General features: G+C 61.5%; 17 protein-coding genes. 6 read left to right on the top strand and 11 right to left on the bottom strand.

Annotated features, from left to right (window positions below):
• The first annotated feature begins 198 nt into the window (after nucleotides 1-198).
• A complete protein-coding gene (locus ACODSJ_RS12710) occupies nucleotides 199-408 on the top strand; it encodes a cold shock domain-containing protein (RefSeq protein WP_489102053.1) in 210 nt (69 codons plus the stop codon).
• An 82-nt stretch (nucleotides 409-490) separates the two neighbouring features.
• Here ACODSJ_RS12710 and ACODSJ_RS12705 read toward each other — a convergent pair whose 3' ends face one another.
• From ACODSJ_RS12705 to dapE, 3 genes are all read right to left on the bottom strand, one after another.
• Nucleotides 491-868: a hypothetical protein gene (locus ACODSJ_RS12705; protein ID WP_489102052.1), complete on the bottom strand. Its 378-nt coding sequence runs from the start codon at nucleotides 866-868 to the stop codon at nucleotides 491-493.
• An 86-nt stretch (nucleotides 869-954) separates the two neighbouring features.
• Entirely contained in the window at nucleotides 955-1,764 is an 810-nt protein-coding gene (locus ACODSJ_RS12700; RefSeq protein WP_489102051.1) for a putative RNA methyltransferase, read from the bottom strand.
• A complete protein-coding gene (gene dapE, locus ACODSJ_RS12695) occupies nucleotides 1,764-2,915 on the bottom strand; it encodes a succinyl-diaminopimelate desuccinylase (RefSeq protein WP_489102050.1) in 1,152 nt (383 codons plus the stop codon). The genes ACODSJ_RS12700 and dapE overlap by 1 nt, the downstream gene beginning before the upstream one ends.
• 302 nt (nucleotides 2,916-3,217) lie before the next feature.
• Between dapE and tcdA the strand changes: the two genes are divergently transcribed.
• Nucleotides 3,218-4,030: a tRNA cyclic N6-threonylcarbamoyladenosine(37) synthase TcdA gene (gene tcdA, locus ACODSJ_RS12690; protein WP_024779001.1), complete on the top strand. Its 813-nt coding sequence runs from the start codon at nucleotides 3,218-3,220 to the stop codon at nucleotides 4,028-4,030.
• 141 nt (nucleotides 4,031-4,171) lie between these two features.
• Here the strand turns inward: tcdA and ACODSJ_RS12685 are convergent, their stop codons facing one another.
• The 4 genes from ACODSJ_RS12685 to ACODSJ_RS12670 form a co-directional block, all read right to left on the bottom strand.
• Complete coding sequence (locus ACODSJ_RS12685) at nucleotides 4,172-4,576, bottom strand: SufE family protein (RefSeq protein ID WP_489102049.1); 405 nt, start codon at nucleotides 4,574-4,576, stop codon at nucleotides 4,172-4,174.
• Complete coding sequence (locus ACODSJ_RS12680; RefSeq protein WP_489102048.1) at nucleotides 4,573-5,778, bottom strand: cysteine desulfurase; 1,206 nt, start codon at nucleotides 5,776-5,778, stop codon at nucleotides 4,573-4,575. Before ACODSJ_RS12680 ends, ACODSJ_RS12685 begins: the two co-directional genes overlap by 4 nt.
• A 75-nt stretch (nucleotides 5,779-5,853) precedes the next feature.
• A complete protein-coding gene (dapD, locus tag ACODSJ_RS12675; protein ID WP_489102047.1) occupies nucleotides 5,854-6,888 on the bottom strand; it encodes a 2,3,4,5-tetrahydropyridine-2,6-dicarboxylate N-succinyltransferase in 1,035 nt (344 codons plus the stop codon).
• A 33-nt stretch (nucleotides 6,889-6,921) separates the two neighbouring features.
• Nucleotides 6,922-7,284: an ArsC family reductase gene (locus tag ACODSJ_RS12670; RefSeq protein WP_489102046.1), complete on the bottom strand. Its 363-nt coding sequence runs from the start codon at nucleotides 7,282-7,284 to the stop codon at nucleotides 6,922-6,924.
• Nucleotides 7,285-7,585: 301 nt separating this feature from the next.
• On the opposite strand from ACODSJ_RS12670, the gene ACODSJ_RS12665 reads away from it, so the two are divergent.
• Complete coding sequence (locus ACODSJ_RS12665; protein WP_489102045.1) at nucleotides 7,586-9,232, top strand: Na+/H+ antiporter; 1,647 nt, start codon at nucleotides 7,586-7,588, stop codon at nucleotides 9,230-9,232.
• A 9-nt stretch (nucleotides 9,233-9,241) separates the two neighbouring features.
• On the opposite strand, the gene ACODSJ_RS12660 is transcribed toward ACODSJ_RS12665, so the two are convergent.
• On the bottom strand, nucleotides 9,242-9,637 hold the full coding sequence (locus ACODSJ_RS12660; RefSeq protein ID WP_210643046.1) for a type II toxin-antitoxin system PemK/MazF family toxin: 396 nt from the start codon (nucleotides 9,635-9,637) through the stop codon (nucleotides 9,242-9,244).
• Nucleotides 9,638-10,246: 609 nt separating this feature from the next.
• Here ACODSJ_RS12660 and ACODSJ_RS12655 point away from each other — a divergent pair.
• The gene (locus ACODSJ_RS12655) at nucleotides 10,247-10,612 is read left to right on the top strand and encodes a DUF6124 family protein (protein WP_489102044.1); all 366 of its coding nucleotides are present in this window, start codon (nucleotides 10,247-10,249) and stop codon (nucleotides 10,610-10,612) included.
• A 374-nt stretch (nucleotides 10,613-10,986) separates the two neighbouring features.
• On the opposite strand, the gene dapC is transcribed toward ACODSJ_RS12655, so the two are convergent.
• From dapC to map, 3 genes are all read right to left on the bottom strand, one after another.
• A complete protein-coding gene (dapC, locus tag ACODSJ_RS12650) occupies nucleotides 10,987-12,186 on the bottom strand; it encodes a succinyldiaminopimelate transaminase (RefSeq protein WP_489102043.1) in 1,200 nt (399 codons plus the stop codon).
• 137 nt (nucleotides 12,187-12,323) lie between these two features.
• On the bottom strand, nucleotides 12,324-15,026 hold the full coding sequence (locus ACODSJ_RS12645) for a [protein-PII] uridylyltransferase (protein WP_489102042.1): 2,703 nt from the start codon (nucleotides 15,024-15,026) through the stop codon (nucleotides 12,324-12,326).
• Nucleotides 15,027-15,064: 38 nt separating this feature from the next.
• Nucleotides 15,065-15,847: a type I methionyl aminopeptidase gene (gene map / locus ACODSJ_RS12640; RefSeq protein ID WP_053118843.1), complete on the bottom strand. Its 783-nt coding sequence runs from the start codon at nucleotides 15,845-15,847 to the stop codon at nucleotides 15,065-15,067.
• Between the two features lie 444 nt (nucleotides 15,848-16,291).
• Here map and rpsB point away from each other — a divergent pair, with 444 nt between their 5' ends.
• On the top strand, nucleotides 16,292-17,029 hold the full coding sequence (rpsB, locus tag ACODSJ_RS12635) for a 30S ribosomal protein S2 (RefSeq protein ID WP_003198231.1): 738 nt from the start codon (nucleotides 16,292-16,294) through the stop codon (nucleotides 17,027-17,029).
• A 193-nt stretch (nucleotides 17,030-17,222) separates the two neighbouring features.
• Nucleotides 17,223-18,089 (top strand): translation elongation factor Ts, encoded by an 867-nt coding sequence (gene tsf / locus ACODSJ_RS12630; RefSeq protein ID WP_489102041.1) that lies wholly within the window; start codon nucleotides 17,223-17,225, stop codon nucleotides 18,087-18,089.
• Nucleotides 18,090-18,130: the final 41 nt, after the last annotated feature.

Below are 18,130 nucleotides of genomic sequence, written 5' to 3'. Positions count from 1 at the left end.
CCGGATTCGTCGAAAATCGGCAAAATTGCGCCGAAGTAAAGTCAGTTGAGAGTTTTTGTGTCTGACATATACTCGGGCGGCTGGCTGCCTCCGCTTTCCACTGGGACGGCCGGACGGCGGCGAAAGTTCGTACGGCTCTGCCTTCTGAAGTGGGGGTAGCAGTAGCCGACTTAACAATAAGAAATGGGAGTGAACATCATGGCAGCACGCGAAACCGGCAACGTGAAGTGGTTCAACGACGCAAAAGGCTACGGCTTCATCCAGCGCGAAGATGGCGCGGATGTGTTCGTGCATTACCGTGCGATCCGCGGCGAGGGCCACCGTTCACTGGCCGAGGGCCAGAAGGTTGAATACGCGGTGGTGGAAGGGCAGAAGGGCTTGCAGGCTGAGGATGTGGTGGGGTTGTAAACCGTTCTTGCAGATACTGCAAATCCCCTGTGGGAGCGGGCTTGCTCCCACAGGGGGTTCTGCTTCAGGCATGAACGATGTGTCAGGCCGTCCTCCAGGTAATCTCCTCCTCCCCATCGGCACTGATGCGAATCCAGCGATCCGCCGCCGCTTCATCTTCTTCTTCCACCCACGAGCCCGGTGCGCAGCGTACCTCGACGTTCAGCGCGGCGAAGGCGGCGCGGGCGCAGGCGATGTCGTCTTCCCACGGAGTCTGGTCGCTCTCCAGGTACAAGCTGTTCCATTTGCCCACGGCCTTGGGTAGCCAGGTCACGGGAACGTTGCCGGCCTTGCATTTGTAGGTCTGGCCTTTCTGTACCCAGTCGCTGCACGGGCCCAGGGCCTGGCCGAGCCAGGCGGCGATGGCCTTGTGGTCGACGTCGGCGTCCTTGAGGTAAATCTCGATATCGGGTTGGCGCATGGATGTCCTCACTGCGGTCTGGAAAAATCCATTCGCGGATTTAACTGGCCCCGAGCGGTTGCCCGGGGCCCGGAATCAAAAAAAGTTTATTGAAGAACGAAATAATCGTAGCGCATCGACACGGTGACCTTGAACGGCTCGGCCTGCTCGATCACGCTGGCGCGGCGTTCGGCACTGGCGCGCCAGCCGTGGGGCGTCATGGCCAGCAGGTTGGCGCGGTCCTGGCCGTTTTCGAGCGTCAGCTTGAATTCGAGGGTTTCGCTGTGATCCAGCACCATGCCCGAGGGCACCAGGGCCAGGTGCTTGTCATCGGTGTATTCGCGTACTTCGTCGTACAGCCGTTCGCGCAATTCCATCAGATGGCCGGCGGTGGGGCCGACTTTCATCAGGCCGCCGCCGGGGCTGAGCAGGCGTTTGGCTTCTTGCCAGTCCAGCGGACTGAACACGCTGGCCAGGAACTGGCAGCAGCCGTCCGCCAGCGGCACCCGGGCCATGCTGGCGATCAACCAGGTCAGCTGCGGGTTGCGCTTGCAGGCCCGCTTGACCGCCTCGCGGGAAATATCCAGGGCATAGCCGTCGGCCTGGGGCAGCGCCTCGGCGATCTGCGCGGTGTAGTAACCCTCGCCACAGCCGATGTCCAGCCAGCGTCCGGGCGCCCGCTCGGCAGCCAGTTCCGCCAGGCGCCGGGCCACCGGGGCGTAATGCCCGGCGTTGAGAAAGTCGCGACGGGCTTCGACCATGGCCTGGTTGTCACCCGGGTCGCGGCTGTTCTTGTGCTGCACCGGCAGCAGGTTCAGGTAACCCTGGCGCGCACGGTCGAACCGATGCCCGGCCGGGCACGCGACGCCATTGTCCACCGCATTGAGCGGCTCACTGCAGATCGGGCAGGCGAGCATCAGGCGAGCAACTTGATCAGGGTCTTGTAGTAGATCTCGGTCAGCACATCGAGATCGGCCGCCAACACGCGTTCGTTGACCTGGTGGATGGTCGCGTTGACCGGCCCCAGTTCCACGACCTGGGTGCCCATGGTGGCGATGAAGCGACCGTCGGACGTGCCGCCGCTGGTGGACGCGTGGGTTTCGCGACCGGTGACGTCCTTGATGCTAGACGACACGGCGTCCAGCAGCGCACCTGGCTCGGTGAGGAACGGCAGGCCCGACAGCGCCCAGTCGATGTGCCAGTCCAGCTGATGCTTGTCGAGAATGTCAGCGACGCGTTGTTGCAGGCCTTCGACGGTGGATTCGGTCGAGAAGCGGAAGTTGAACACCGCGACCAGCTCGCCGGGAATCACGTTGGTCGCGCCGGTGCCGGCGTTGAGGTTGGAGATCTGGAAACTGGTGGGCGGGAAGAAATCGTTGCCGTGGTCCCAATGCTCGGCGGCCAGTTCGGCCAGCGCCGCGGCGGCCAGGTGGATCGGGTTCTTCGCCAGGTGCGGATAGGCCACGTGACCTTGCTTGCCGCGCACGGTCAGTTTGGCGCCGAGGGAGCCACGCCGACCGTTCTTGACCACGTCACCCACCAGGGTGGTGCTCGACGGCTCGCCGACGATGCACCAGTCCAGCCGTTCGTTGCGGGCCTTGAGGCGTTCGACCACGGCCTTGGTGCCATGGTGGGCCGGGCCTTCTTCGTCGCTGGTGATCAGGAAGGCGATCGAACCCTTGTGGTCCGGGTAGTCGGCGACGAAGCGTTCGGCTGCCACCACCATGGCCGCCAGGCTGCCTTTCATGTCCGCTGCGCCGCGGCCGCAGAGCATGCCGTGCTCGTCGATGATCGCCTCGAACGGGTCGAGCTGCCAGGCCTGCACCGGACCGGTCGGCACCACGTCGGTGTGGCCGGCGAAGCACAGCACCGGGCCGTCGTGCTTGCCATGGCTGGCCCAGAAGTTATCCACATCCTCGATGCGCATGGGTTCGAGCTTGAACCCGGCACTGCCCAGGCGCTGCATCATCAGTTTCTGGCAATCGGCATCCACGGGGGTCACGGATGGACGGCGGATCAGGTCGCAGGCGAGTTGCAGGGTCGGCGAGAGGTCGGCGTGGGCCGTCATGGAAAACTCCGGAAAGCTGGAAAGGAGATCTCAGTCCATGTGGGAGCGGGCTTGCTCGCGAAGGCGTCCTCGCAGACGCTAAAAGCTTCGCGAGCAAGCCCGCTCCCACAGGTCATGAGTTAGGCCGTTGGATGGTATTCGGCCAAGGGTTACAAAATGGCGGTTATCTTATAGCAAAACGAACACCGTGGGCCCCTGGTGCGGGACAGGTGGAACACAAAACCTGTGGGATTCAACTGGGGAACGGCTCGAATTGCCGCGGCAAAGCCCTATAATGCGCGCCGGTTTTTGGGGTAATGGTCATGAGTACAGAAGATCCACGGTTTGCCGGCATCGCCCGTTTATATGGCCTCGAAGGCCTTGAGCGCCTGCGAGCGGCCCATGTGGCAATTGTTGGCGTCGGCGGTGTCGGTTCCTGGGCGGCGGAAGCCATCGCCCGTTGTGGCGTGGGCGAGATTTCGCTGTTTGACCTTGACGACGTCTGCGTCAGCAACGCCAACCGCCAGTTGCACGCGCTGGACAGCACGGTGGGCAAGCCCAAGGTCGAGGTCATGGCCGAGCGGTTGCGCGGGATCAACCCCGACTGCACCGTGCATGCGGTGGCGGACTTTGTCACCCGCGATACCATGGCCGAGTACATCACGCCGAACATCGATTGCGTGATCGACTGCATCGACAGCGTCAACGCCAAGGCGGCGCTGATCGCCTGGTGCAAGCGCCGCAAGATCCAGATCATCACCACCGGCGGCGCGGGCGGGCAGATCGACCCGACGCTTATCCAGGTCTGCGACCTGAACCGCACCTTCAACGATCCATTGGCCTCCAAGGTGCGCTCCACCTTGCGCCGCGACTACGGTTTCTCGCGCACCGTGACCCGCCACTACAGCGTGCCGTGCGTGTTCTCCACCGAACAGCTGCGCTATCCGAAGCCGGACGGCAGCATTTGCCTGCAGAAGAGTTTTGTCGGCGACGGGGTGAAGCTCGACTGCGCCGGTGGGTTCGGTGCGGTGATGATGGTCACGGCGACGTTTGGCATGGTCGCGGCGACCAAGGCTGTGGATAAGATCGTGGCGGGTGTACGGCGACCGGCTGACAGGCTGAAGAGCGGGCAGTAACGGCTTTTGTGGCGAGGGAGCTTGCTCCCGCTGGGTCGCGAAGCGGCCCTGAAACCAGGCAGCGCGGTATGTCAGGCAGATTGAGTTGACGGTTTTTGGGACTGCTGCGCAGCCCAGCGGGAGCAAGCTCCCTCGCCACGGTTATTGCGCCAGTTCGCGCATCCGCTGCAACACCGCATTCAAACCATTGCTGCGCGACGGCGAGAGCTGTCGCGATAATCCCAGCTCATTGAACCACCCCGGCAAGTCCACCTGCTGCAACTCGGCGGCGGAGAGTCCATTGACCCGCGCCAGCAGCAACGCCACCAACCCCCGGATCAACCGTGCCTCGCTGCTGGCGGAAAACTGCCAGTGGCCGTTCTCCAGGCGACCCACCAGCCAAACCTGACTTTCACAACCGTGGACGAGGTTGGCCTCGCACTTGTCTGCGTCATCGAGGGGGGGCAGGCGTTCGCCCCATTGCATCAGCAATCGCGCGCGTTGTTCCCAGCCGGAGGCGTCCTGGAAGATGTGCAACGCGGCAGCGGCGTCGACCGGCAGGTTCATCGCAGCATCTCCAGGGCCTGGTCCAGGGCTTCGAAGAAGCGTTCAAGGTCGGCAGAGTCGTTGTACAGCGCCAGCGACACCCGGATCGCCCCCGACAGCTTCAGATGCTTGAACAACGGCATGGCGCAGTGATGCCCGGCGCGCACAGCGATGCCTTGCTCGGTCAGCAGATGCGCCAGGTCGGCGTTGTGGATGCCGTCGACCACGAAGCTCACCAGGGCCAGTTGCGGATGACCCACCAGGCGCACGCCGTTACGCGCCAGCAGGCCGTGGAGCAGGTAATCGTGCAGCGCCGCTTCATGGTCGATGACCGCTTGCCCGTCGAGACCAGCCAGGTAGTCCAGGGTCGCGCCCAAGCCGATCACGCTGGCAATCGGTGGTGTGCCGGCTTCAAAGCCCAGCGGTGCCGGACGGAAGGTCGCGTTGTGGTAGTCAGCTTGCTGCACCATTTCGCCACCGAACTGCCAGTGGCGCAGTTGGCCAAGTGCCTCGGTGCGGCCAAACAGCGCGCCGAGCCCGTCCGGTCCGTAGAGTTTGTGGCTGGAGAACACGTAGAAATCGCAACCCAGCGCCTGCACATCGTGGCGCCCATGGACCACGCCCTGGGCGCCGTCGATCACCGTCAGCGCGCCTTGCGCCTTGGCCAGGGCGAGCAGCGCCGGCAGCGGCTGCCAGGTGCCCAGCACATTGGACAGCTGGCTCGCCGCCAACAAGCGGGTGCGCGGGCCGATCAGGTCGGCCGCTGCGTCCAGGTCGATCACGCCGTCCGCGTCCAATGGCAATACCACCAACGTCAGCGAACGACGTTCGGCCAGTTGTTGCCAGGGCAGCAGATTGGCGTGGTGCTCCAGGGCGCTGATGACGATTTCATCGCCCGGGTTGAACAGATGCTCCAGCCCGTAGGCCAGAAGATTCAGCGCCGACGTGGCACCGTGGGTGAAGACGATTTGCCCGCAATCACCTGCGTTGAGCCATTGTGCAACCTTGAGACGGCTGTCCTCGAACGCCTGGGTGGCGTGGGCACCGGGCAAATGTTGCGCACGGTGCACGTTGGCCGCGCCGTTGGCGTAGTAGTGCGCCAGGGCATCGAGCAGGGCTTGGGGTTTTTGCGTGGTGGCGGCGTTGTCCAGGTAGGTCTGGCCTTGCCGTTGCAGGGCGGCAATGGCCGGGAAATCGGCCCGCCAAGGGGATGGAATCAACATGCTTTCGGCCCTGCTGGAGTGAAGCCGGACCCTGTGGGAGCAAGGTTGCTCCCACAGGTGACTGGGTGAAGCGGCTCAGTTGTGGGCGTGCAGCGCTTCGTTCAGCTCGATGGCCGATTTATGGGTCTTGCATTCCACCGCGCCAGTCTCGGAGTTGCGGCGGAACAGCAGGTCGGGTTGGCCGGCAAGGTCGCGAGCCTTGACCACCTTGACCAGTTGGTTGTGCTCGTCCAGCAGCGCCACCTTGGTGCCAGCGGTCACGTACAGGCCCGACTCCACGGTGTTGCGGTCGCCCAACGGGATACCGATACCGGCGTTGGCGCCGATCAGGCAGCCTTCGCCGACCTTGATCACGATGTTGCCGCCGCCCGACAGGGTGCCCATGGTCGAGCAACCGCCGCCCAGGTCCGAGCCCTTGCCGACGAACACGCCAGCCGACACGCGGCCTTCGATCATGCCCGGGCCTTCGGTGCCGGCGTTGAAGTTGACGAAACCTTCGTGCATCACGGTGGTGCCTTCGCCGACGTAGGCGCCCAGGCGCAGACGCGCGGCATCGGCGATGCGCACGCCGGCCGGGACCACGTAGTCAGTCATTTTCGGGAACTTGTCCACCGAGAACACTTCCAGCAGCTCGCCACGCAGGCGGGCTTCGAGCTGGTGCTCGGCCAGTTCGCTCAGGTCGATCGCGCCCTGGCTGGTCCAGGCCACGTTCGGCAGCAGCGGGAAGATGCCGGCCAGGTTCAGGCCATGGGGCTTGACCAGGCGATGGGACAGCAGGTGCAGCTTGAGGTAGGCCTCGGGGGTGGAGCTCAGTTGCGCATCTTCCGCCAGCAGGGTGGCGACCAATGGCTTGTGGCTTTCGGCCAGGCGGGTCAGCAATGCGGCTTGGCCGGCATCGACACTCTTGAGCGCGTCTGCCAATTGCGAGGCCTGGGTGGTGGTGAAGCTGATGGCCTGGTTGCCTTCGCTGTAGCCGAGGATCGGCGCGATGGCGGCCACGATATCGGCCGATGGCTTGAGCAATGGCTGGGCGTAGAACACTTCCAGCCAGGTGCCTTCACGGTTTTGAGTGCCAACGCCGAAGGCCAGGCTGAACAGGGTAGTGGACATGAACGTTACCTCAACAAAATGGACTGGGCAGGCTTACTGGAGCGCTGCCGCATAAATATCTGGCTTGAAGCCAATCAGGGTTCGGTCACCGAGATCGAGCACCGGGCGCTTGATCATCGAGGGTTGGGCGAGCATCAGTTCGATGGCTTTCATCTGGTCGAGATCGGCTTTGCGTTCGTCGTCGAGTTTGCGAAAGGTCGTACCGGCCCGGTTCAACACCACCTGCCAGCCATGTTCGTCGCACCATTGGGTCAGGTGCTCACGGTCGATGCCGGCAGTCTTGTAGTCATGGAAGTCGTAGCGTACAGCGTGTTCATCGAGCCAGGTGCGCGCCTTTTTCATCGTGTCACAGGCTTTGATGCCGAAAAGGTGCAACGTTTTGCTTGAATCGGTCAAGGAACTGCCCCCTTTGCAGGTGCTGGGAATAAAAGGTGAAGGATTATGCCATGACCGGACGGCTGTGGGAGCGAGGCTTGCCCGCGATGAACGATGATGCGATCTTCTGGTGGACCGAGGTGTTTTCATCGCGAGCAAGCGTTGCTCCCACAGCATTACTCCCGCAGCTTGCTTCACAGCCTTGCTCACATAGGAGCTGCTGCGACATAGGTGTAACGGCCAGGCCGATGCTAAGCGGTTAATATGGCACTTCAACGGCAAGCTGTTGCCGGATGTGTGTCGCTGCAATTGGAATACCGTCATGCAAAGCGCCTATACCGTCCTGATCCTGTTGATGCTGGTGGGTGTGTCGCGCCTGATCGGACGGTTGATTCCGCTGCCGCTGCCCCTGGTGCAGATCGGCGCCGGCGCGGTGCTGGCGTGGCCGTCCCTGGGCCTGCATGTGGCCTTGGACCCCGAACTGTTTCTGTTTCTGTTCCTGCCACCGCTGCTGTTCTCCGACGGTTGGCGCATGCCCAAGCGCGAATTATGGCGCCTGCGTGGACCGGTCCTGACGCTGGCGGTGGGCCTGGTGTTGTTCACCGTGGTGGGTGCCGGCTATTTCATTCATTGGCTGTTGCCGAGCATTCCCCTGCCAGTCGCCTTCGCCCTGGCGGCCGTCCTGTCGCCGACCGACGCGGTGGCGGTGTCGGCCATTGCCCGGGACCGTTTGCCTGCGCCGCTGATGCACATGCTCCAGGGCGAGGCGTTGATGAACGACGCGTCGGGCCTGGTGACTTTCAAGTTCGCCTTGGCAGCGGCCATCACCGGCGTGTTTTCCCTGGCGAGTGCCAGTCTGACCTTCGTTCTGGTGGCGGTTGGCGGTCTATTGGTGGGCGTGGCCCTGAGTTGGTTGATGGGCCGCTTGCGGGCCTGGATGATCGCCCGAGGCTGGGACGATCCGGCCACCCACGTGGTGTTCATGTTGTTGCTACCGTTTGCGGCCTATGTGCTGGCGGAACGACTGGGCGCCTCGGGCATTCTCTCGGCCGTGGCGGCGGGGATGATGCAGAGCTGGCTCGACCTGCTGCCGCGCCAGACAGGCACGCGGCTGCTCAATCGCAGTGTCTGGTCGCTGTTGGAGTTCGCCTTCAACGGCTTGATCTTCCTGCTGCTGGGCTTGCAACTGCCAGACATCATCAAGGCGGTGACCAGCCAGGAAGCCTCGCTGTGGCCGACACTGTTTTACCGTTGCCTGGACGTGCTGGCGATTTCCCTCGTGTTGCTGGTGTTGCGATTTGTCTGGGTGCAGAGCATCTGGCGTTTGTCCGGGTGGTTGCGCCGTTGGCGCGGCAAGGGCGAGCTGGCCCTGTTGCCGACCGCGCGTTCCTGCTGGCTGCTGACCTTTGGCGGTGTACGGGGGGCGGTGACGCTGGCCGGTGTGCTGTCGGTGCCGATGCTGCTGGACGCCGGACACGCATTTCCCGAGCGCGATCTGCTCATTTTCATCGCTGCCGGAGTGATTTTGCTGTCGTTGATTGCCGCCTGCATCGCCTTGCCCCTGCTCCTGCGCGGCCAGCAGAAAAGCCCCGACGACAAACGTCGTACCGAAGTGCGTGATGCCTGGCGCAAGACCGCCGAAGCGGCGATCCGTGCGCTGGAGGTGGAAGAATCAACCGAGGCCGTCACCACACCGGATGCGGCCCAGGCAGCACTGGCGACCGAGGTCAAGGCGCGACTGATGTCCGAATATCGCCACCAGTTGGAGGTGTTCAACGACTCCGCCGAGGCCCAGGCTATGGCATTCGAGATGGACCTGCTGGAGCGGCGGCTGCGTTTGAAAGCCTACCGTGCGCAACGCCTGGAGCTGTACCGGCTCAGCCGTCATCACCAGATTGGGGATGATGTGTTGCGTGAAGTGCTGGGAGAGTTGGATTTGGCGGAGGCGAATTTGGGGTTGGGTAAATAGCGATTGGGGTCAGAGCGGAAGGTAGGCCTTCACACCGGCGATCACGCCTTGCATGTCCTCAGAGCCCAGGCGAGGAACGAAATACTCTCGGCCCTTGGATCGGGTCTTTTTGTGCAGCTTGTCCAGACGTTCAAAACTCACGGTATAGATCATGTCGCACTTTACCCACAGTTCTTTGTAGCCATCGGACTGGAGGGGGTTGGTGCGGAGCAGATGGTGCCAGTCTTGCTGAGTCTGTGGCGTTGTGGAGGAAATCGGCACCACGGTACAGAGCTTGCGACTGTGTGTGGCAGTAGGGGAGATCACCACAACCTTGCGGATCTTCAACATTTCAGGCGCAACAAAGCCCCGCGTGAAGTCACAAAGAAGAACATCGCCTTGCTTGGGATGGTAATAAAGAGGCATTCCTTATCCTCAAAAAAACAAAGCCGCCCGAAGGCGGCTTCAATCGACACGCAGTTGAGCTTGCTTCGCCCTTTCTGCGCCGCTGGGTCAACCTCGAAAGGGCCCCAGACTCCTGCCAGCTTTCACTGGTGACGGGGTCGATTATGACTATCGACGGTAGCGAACTCAAGACAGCTTGAACCGCAGTAACAGAGTTGAATGACAACTGTCGGTGTACAAAGTAAGCGAAATCAATGACTTGGCGTTCGCGGTAGATTTTATGTCTTTTCTTGTCTGAGCAGGCAGATCGTGGTCTGTCAGACGCGCCGAAGTTTCCGACAAGTTTTTAAGGTTGTCCGTCGGAAGCGAGGGCTCTAGCCTCTGGGTGTCGCTTCCAATTCAGCGACCGGACGTGAGAATCCGAACACCCACTATGCGCAGTGGCGCTCGCCATATAAAGTGCAGGCGCCGTTTCGTCATGCATCATGTTATGGCGGCTGTGCGCGGGCATGTTTCGACATGGCCGGGTTTTTGGTGGGTTTAACTCGGATTCTCACCCCGCGTACGGCTGCCACTCTCTAGTCCGTGAGAAGGCTTTGTGGCAGCTCCAAGACCCACAGGAGCATGGAAATGATCAAAGAAACGCCTAATCCTCCGCAATCAGCGTCCACTTTCCCCTACGGCGACTACGCCCCCGAAAAGCTGAAAGAAGCCGCCGACCGGGCGATGGACCATTACCTCAAGCCTGACGACAGCGACTCCGAGCCCAAGCCCAAGCCCTCGGTTCAGCTATTCACTGTGGCTGACGGTATCGACACCGAAGTGTTGCTGGCCAACCTCAGTGAAACCCTGGCTTCGGCCAATGCAATGCTCAATGACCTTGCCTTCGATCAGGACGGCTCGCGACGACATGTAGCATTGGGAGTGGCCCAGATGATTGAGCTGGGGATGTTGTTGGCAAACAAGTGCCTGGATCGGGTCGAGCTTCGGACTTGATGCAATAAGTTCCGGCCTCATCGCGAGCAAGCTTTGCTCCCACAGGACCTAGTGTCGATCACAGGTGTTGTGAACAACACCTATCCACTGTGGGAGCGAGCTTGCTCGCGAAGACGTAGGCCCATCCAACATGAATGCAAGCTGAACCACCGCTTTCGCGAGCAAGCTCGCTCCCACAGGGTATTTGCGGTGTTTACAGATATGGGGGGCGACACCAAACCCCTGTGGCGAGGGAGCTTGCTCCCGCTGGGCTGCGAAGCGGCCCTGAAATCGGGTAACGCGGTATGTCAGGCAGATTGAGTTGACTGCTTTGGGGGCCGCTGCGCCGCCCAGCGGGAGCAAGCTCCCTCACCACAACAGCCCCGGTACAGCCATCAACCCCGACGCTGAATAAACGCCCGAATCCGCTCCGCCGCTTCCACGCATTCGGCCAATGGCGCAACCAGAGCCATGCGCACGCGCCCGGCGCCTGGGTTGACGCCGTCGACTTCGCGGGACAGGTAGGAGCCTGGCACCACGGTCACGTGTTCCTGTTCGAACAGGTCACGGCAGAACGCCGCGTCGTCGCCCGCCACGTTTGGCCACAGGTAGAAGCTGCCGTCGGGGCGCTGCACGTCCATTACCGGGCTGAGGATCTCCAGCACAGCATCGAATTTCTCCCGGTACAGCGCGCGGTTGGCGCGTACGTGCACTTCGTCGTTCCAGGCCGCGACGCTTGCCAGCTGGGTTTGAACCGGCATGGCGCAGCCGTGGTAGGTGCGGTACAGCAAGAAACCCTTGAGGACGTCCGCCTCACCCGCCACGAATCCGGAACGCAGGCCCGGCAGGTTGGAGCGCTTGGACAGGCTGTGGAATACCACGCAGCGCTTGAAGTCCTTGCGACCCAGTTCGACGCAGGCACTGAGCAGGCCCGGCGGCGGGGTCTGTTCGTCGAAATACAGTTCGCTGTAGCACTCGTCCGCCGCGATCACGAAGTCGTATTCGTCGGCCAGGGCGATGAGTTTTTTCAGCACGTCCACCGGAATCAGGGCGCCGGTCGGGTTGCCTGGCGAGCACAGGAACAGGATTTGGCAGCGCTTCCAGATATCCGGCGAGACGGCATCGAAGTCCGGATTGAACCCGTTTTCGTCCAGGCACGGCAGGTAGTGCGGCTTGGCCCCGGCCAGGAACGCCGCGCCTTCGTAGATCTGGTAGAACGGGTTCGGGCTGACCACCAAGGCGTCGTCGCCACGGTTGACCACGGTCTGGGTGAAGGCGAACAGCGCTTCACGGGTGCCATTGACCGGCAGCACGTGGCGCGCCGGGTCCAGCCAGCCGCTTGGCACGTTGAAGCGGCGCTCGCACCAGCCGGTGATGGCTTCGCGCAACTCCGGCAGGCCAAGGGTGGTTGGGTACACGGCCATTTTTTCCAGATTGCTGGCCAGGGCTTCAGCCACGAAGCTGGGCGAACGGTGCTTGGGCTCGCCAATGGACAATGCGATCGGGCGCTTGTCCGGGTTGGGCGTGACGCTGCCGAGCAAGGCGCGCAGTTTTTCGAACGGGTAGGGCTGGAGCTGGGACAGAGCGTTGTTCATCGGGGGCCTCGTTCAATGTGGGCACTGCCCTTGTGGGAGCGGGCTTGCTCGCGAAAGCGGTGTGTCAGTCGATGAACCATTAACTGACACACCGCTTTCGCGAGTAAGCCCGCTCCCACAGGGGGGGATTTGTTCGTTCAGATGCTGATGCGTGTCACATGAGCATCGGGTTCCTGGTTGACGCTCAAGTGCTGCTCCATTGCTTCTTGCAAGCGGCTGCACAGGTGCGGGTCGGACAGCGGCTGGTTATGCGCGTCGGTGATGAAAAAGACGTCTTCCACCCGCTCGCCGAGGGTGGCGATCTTGGCGTTTTGCAGCGACAGGTCGAACTCCAGGAAGATATGCCCGACCCGCGCCAGCAGCCCCGGGCGGTCCGGCGCGCTGAGTTCCAGCACCGTGACCTGGCGCAGGGCGTCGTTGTGGATCGTGACCTGGGGGGCGAAGGCGAAGTGCTTGAGCTGGCGCGGCACCCGGCGCTGGATGATGGTCGGGTAGTCCGCCGGGTTGCGCAAGGCTTCGGTGAGGCCGTCGCGAATCTGCTTGACCCGTACCGGGTTGTCACCGATCGAATCACCGTCGGTGTCGAGCACGATGTAGGTGTCGAGGGTGAACTGGCTGCTGGAGGTGATGATCCGTGCGTCATGGATGTTGAGGTTGAGCTGGTCCATCGCGGCTACGGTCACCGCAAAGAAGTCATGCTGGTCCGGTGCATAGATGAAGATCTGGGTGCCACCCTCGAACTCGCGCTGGGTGGTTTCCTTGATCAGCACCAAGGGCCCGCCATCGGCCGGTTGCTGCAGGATCGCGTCGCTGTGCCAGGCCACGTCGCCGGCGGTGTGGCGCAGGAAGTAATCATCGCCCAGTTGCGACCAGAGTTGCTCGACATCGTCGGGGTCGGTACCGCCGCGCACCAGGATGTCCAGGGCGGCGCTTTGGGTGCGCCGGATCTGCTCTTCGCGGTCCACCGGGTTCTCCAGGCCGCGGCGCAAGGCACGCTTGGTCTCGGTGTAGAGCTGGCGCAACAGGCTGGCGCGCCAGGAATTCCAAAGGGTCGGATTGGTGGCGTTGATGTCGGCCACCGTCAGCACGTAGAGATAATCCAGGCGGGTCTCGTCACCGACGACCTGGGCGAAGTCGTGGATCACCTGCGGGTCGGACAGGTCCTTGCGCTGGGCCGTGGTCGACATCAGCAAGTGGTTCTGTACCAGCCAGACGATCAGTCGACTGTCCCAGGCAGGCAACTGGTGGCGCTGGCAGAACGCCTCGGCATCCACCGCGCCGACTTCCGAGTGGTCGCCCGGCCGGCCCTTGCCGATGTCGTGGTAAAGCCCCGCCATGTAGATCAGCTCGGGCTTGGGCAGCTTGCCCATGAGCTTGCTGGCCAGCGGGAATTTCTCCGACACCTGGGTGTATTGCAGTTTGCGCAGGTGCTTGATCAGGTTCAGCGTGTGGGCATCGACCGTATAGATGTGGAACAGGTCGTGCTGCATTTGCCCGACGATGAAGCCAAACTCCGGCAGGTAGCGCCCGAGGATCCCGTAGCGGTTCATGCGCCGCAGGTTGCGATGCACGCCGATCTTGCACTTGAACAACTCGATGAACAGGCTGGTGTTGCGGATGTCGTGGCGGAAATCCTCATCGATCAGATGACGGTTTTCCCTCAGCAGGCGAATGGTATCGGCGCGCACGCCCTTGATTTCCGGTTGCTGGGCCATGAGCACGAAGATTTCGAGCATGGCGAAGGGCGTGCGGCGGAACACATTGGCGTTGCGCGCCTCGATGTAGCCGTCATGCAACTGGAAGCGTGCGTTGATCGGCTGCGGCGGTTCTTCATCTTCGGGGGCGAGGATGACTTCTTCGAAGTGCTGGATGATCAGTTCACTGAGCTGGGCGATGCTCATCACCACCCGGTAGTACTGCTGCATGAAATTTTCGATGGATTGCTTGGCATCCTGGCCGGTGAAACCCAGCAGGCCGGCAATCGAGCGCTGGTGATCGAACAGCAGGCGGTCCTCGGCGCGTCCGGCCAGCATGTGCAGGGCGTAGCGGACTTTCCACAGGAATTCCTGGGACGAGGCCAGCAGGGCGTTTTCGCTTTCCACCAGAAAACCTTCGCCCGCCAGGGCTCGCAGGTTCAGCGTGCCGTATTGGCGGCGGGCAACCCAGAGGATCGTCTGGATGTCCCGCAGGCCGCCGGGCGATCCCTTGACGTTGGGTTCCAGGTTGTATTCGGTGTCGTTGTACTTGTGGTGCCGGGCCTTCTGCTCGGCGTGCTTGGCCAGGAAGAAGTCCTTGCTGGGCCACATGTGCGCCGTGCTGGTCACGTCGAGCATGCGCTGGCGCAGGTGCTCGGGGCCGGCAATGGTGCGGCTTTCCATCAGGTTGGTGATCACCGTGAGGTCGGCGCGGGCCTCGTCGGCGCATTCCTGCACCGAACGCACGCTCTGGCCGACTTCCAGGCCGATGTCCCAGAGCAGCGTCAGGAAACGCTCGATGGAGTCGCGGAAAACCTCATGATCGGCGTTATCCAGCAGGATCAGCAGATCAATGTCGGAGTAGGGGTGCAGTTCGCCGCGCCCATAGCCGCCCACCGCCACCAGGGCAATGTCGGCATCAAGGCTCCAGTTGAACTGCTCCCAGGCCTTTTGCAGGATGTTATCGACGAACCAGGCACGGTCCTCGATCAATCGCCGAATGTCGCGGCCGTTGCGAAAGCGTTGGTCGAGCACTTCGTGGGCTTGGCGGATCGCCTTCTTGAACGCCGAGATGGGGCTTGCCTTCAGGGCCAGTTCAGCCTGGAACTGGCCGCGGTCGAAAAGTTCGGGATCCACCTGCGGCATCGAATGGCTTTCCTTTCTATCTATAAGCTGGGTTCGGATCAGGCGGAAACGCGGGCAATGGTGTCATCGCTGCGCAGGGTGAAGATCTCGTAGCCGGTCTCGGTCACCAGCAGCGTGTGTTCCCACTGGGCCGACAGCTTGCGGTCCTTGGTGATGGCGGTCCAGCCGTCGCCCAGGACCTTGGTGTCGGCGCGACCCTGGTTGATCATCGGCTCGATGGTGAAGGTCATGCCCGCTTGCAGCTCCATGCCGGTGCCGGCGCGGCCGTAGTGCAGGATCTGCGGTTCTTCGTGGAACACCTTGCCAATGCCATGGCCGCAGAATTCGCGCACCACCGAGAAGCCGTTCTTCTGGGCGTGCTTCTGGATCACCTCGCCGATGTCGCCGAGGCGGCAGCCCGGTTTCACCAGTTCGATGGCCATGTACATGCATTCCTGGGTGACCTTCGACAGGCGCTGGGCCCACTCCGGGACGTTGCCGACATGGAACATGCGGCTGGTGTCGCCGTGGTAGCCGTCCTTGATGACGGTGACGTCGATGTTCAGGGTGTCGCCATCCTTCAACGGTTTTTCGTTGGGGATGCCGTGGCAGACCACGTGGTTGATCGAGGTGCAGATCGACTTCGGGAAGCCTTTATAGTTGAGCGGGGCCGGGATGGCCTTTTGCTCGTTGACGATGTAGTCGTGGCAGATGCGGTCCAGTTCTTCGGTGGTCACGCCCGGCTTGACGTAGTCGGCAATCATTTCCAGCACTTCGGCGGCGAGTTTGCCGGCGACGCGCATTTTTGCGATGTCCTCGGGGGTCTTGAGGGTAACGGTCATACAGGCTCTCTCTGCGCCCGACGGCGCTGTTCAAAACGGAATGGGCGGCGGATCATGAATCCCGTGGCCCTGAAAGCGCCGATTCTAACAGACGATCGGGGCAAAGAGCTCCTCAGTCTGGAGCTCCGTGGCAAGCGGGCGACTGCAGATAACCCTGTGGGGACGGGCTTGCTCGCGAAGGTGGTGTTTCAGCCAACTCAATGTCGACTGACCCGATGCCTTCGCGAGCAAGCCCGCTCCCACAACGCTCCCCGCAGCTTTTCAGAATCCGTGTTCCGTTTTCTCCCTTGCTGTGGTATAAAATGCGCCGCTTTCCGGGGATGACCCCGCAAGCTTAAATCCACACACGTGTCGACACGATGACCTGGGTGCCTTTGGCTTATATAGCCTCTGGTTGGTCATTGGGATACGTGGAGGCCAAACCCGACTTATCAAGGAACTATCATGTCCCAAGTCAACATGCGCGATATGCTGAAGGCCGGTGTGCACTTCGGTCACCAGACCCGTTACTGGAACCCGAAAATGGGCAAGTACATTTTCGGCGCGCGCAACAAGATCCACATCATCAACCTTGAAAAAACCCTGCCAATGTTCAACGAGGCACTGACCTTCGTAGAGCGCCTGGCCCAGGGCAAAAACAAGATTCTGTTCGTCGGCACCAAGCGTTCCGCTGGCAAGATCGTTGCTGAAGAAGCAGCACGTTGCGGTTCGCCGTACGTCGATCACCGCTGGTTGGGCGGCATGCTGACCAACTTCAAGACCATTCGCGCTTCCATCAAGCGTCTGCGTGACCTTGAAGTTCAGTCCGAAGACGGCACTTTCGCCAAGCTGACCAAGAAAGAAGCGCTGATGCGCACTCGCGATCTTGAGAAGCTGGACCGCTCCCTGGGCGGTATCAAGGACATGGGCGGTCTGCCTGACGCACTGTTCGTGATCGACGTTGACCACGAGCGCATCGCGATCACCGAAGCCAACAAGCTGGGCATCCCGGTCATCGGCGTTGTCGATACCAACAGCAGCCCGGAAGGCGTTGACTACATCATCCCAGGCAACGATGACGCCATTCGCGCCATTCAGCTGTACATGGGTTCGATGGCTGACGCTGTTATCCGTGGTCGCAACAATGTAAATGGCGGCACCGAAGTCTTCGCTGAAGAAGCTCCGGCAGCAGCCGCTGAGTAATTGACGCCCTGGCGTTGACTCAGTAAGCAAAAAGGGGGCTTGGCCCCCTTTTTGCCACCTCGAAAACCATTCGTCGCCCGCGCAATTGCCTGTTTGTAATCTGCCGAGGCCTATAAGCAGTGGTTTTCAGGAAGAATTGATCGCCCGTTCGGTCGGGTGGAATGGTTGAAAACCTATCCAAGAGGATTTTGAAATGGCAGAGATTACTGCAGCGTTGGTCAAAGAACTGCGCGAGCGTACCGGCGAAGGCATGATGGACTGCAAGAAAGCCTTGACCAAGGCTGGCGGCGACATCGAGAAAGCCATTGATGACATGCGTGCTTCGGGCGCCATCAAGGCTGCCAAGAAAGCTGGCAACGTTGCCGCTGAAGGCTCCATCGCCATCAAGGACGACGGCAAGGTCGCCGTTCTGCTGGAAGTCAACTCCCAGACCGACTTCCTGGCTCTGCAGGACGACTTCAAGGCATTCGTCGCTGCCAGCGTCGAGAAAGCCTTTGCTGACAAACTGACCGACGCAGCTCCGCTGATCGAAGCTCAAGAAGCTGCTCGCCTGGTCCTGGTAGGCAAGACTGGCGAGAACGTCAACATCCGTCGTCTGACCCGCGTTGAAGGTGACGTGGTCGGTACTTACCTGCACGGTAACAAGATCGGTGTTGCTGTTGTCCTCAAGGGCGGTTCCGTTGAACTGGCCAAGGACATCGCCATGCACGTAGCAGCCAGCAACCCTGAGTTCCTGCTGCCGTCGCAAGTGTCCGCTGAAGCCATCGAACGCGAAAAAGCCGTGTTCCTGCAGCTCAACGAAGACAAGATGAAAGGCAAGCCTGCTGAAATCGTTGAAAAAATGATCGGCGGCCGTATCAGCAAGTTCCTGGCCGAAGCCAGCCTGGTTGAGCAAGCTTTCGTCAAGGATCCGGAAATCACCGTAGGTGCCCTGGCCAAGAAGGGCGGCGCTGAAATCGTTTCCTTCACTCGCTTCGCTGTAGGTGAAGGCATCGAGAAGCCGGTCGACAACTTCGCTGAAGAAGTTGCTGCCCAGGTAGCTGCTGCCAGCAAGCAATAAGACGGTTTTTTTAACTGTCGCCCAGAAGAGGCTGCCCGCTC

The sequence above is a fragment of the Pseudomonas sp. FG6 genome, assembly GCF_057809015.1.
The sequence above is the reverse complement of the archived record's forward strand: the minus strand, read 5'-3'. Positions and strand labels throughout refer to the sequence as shown.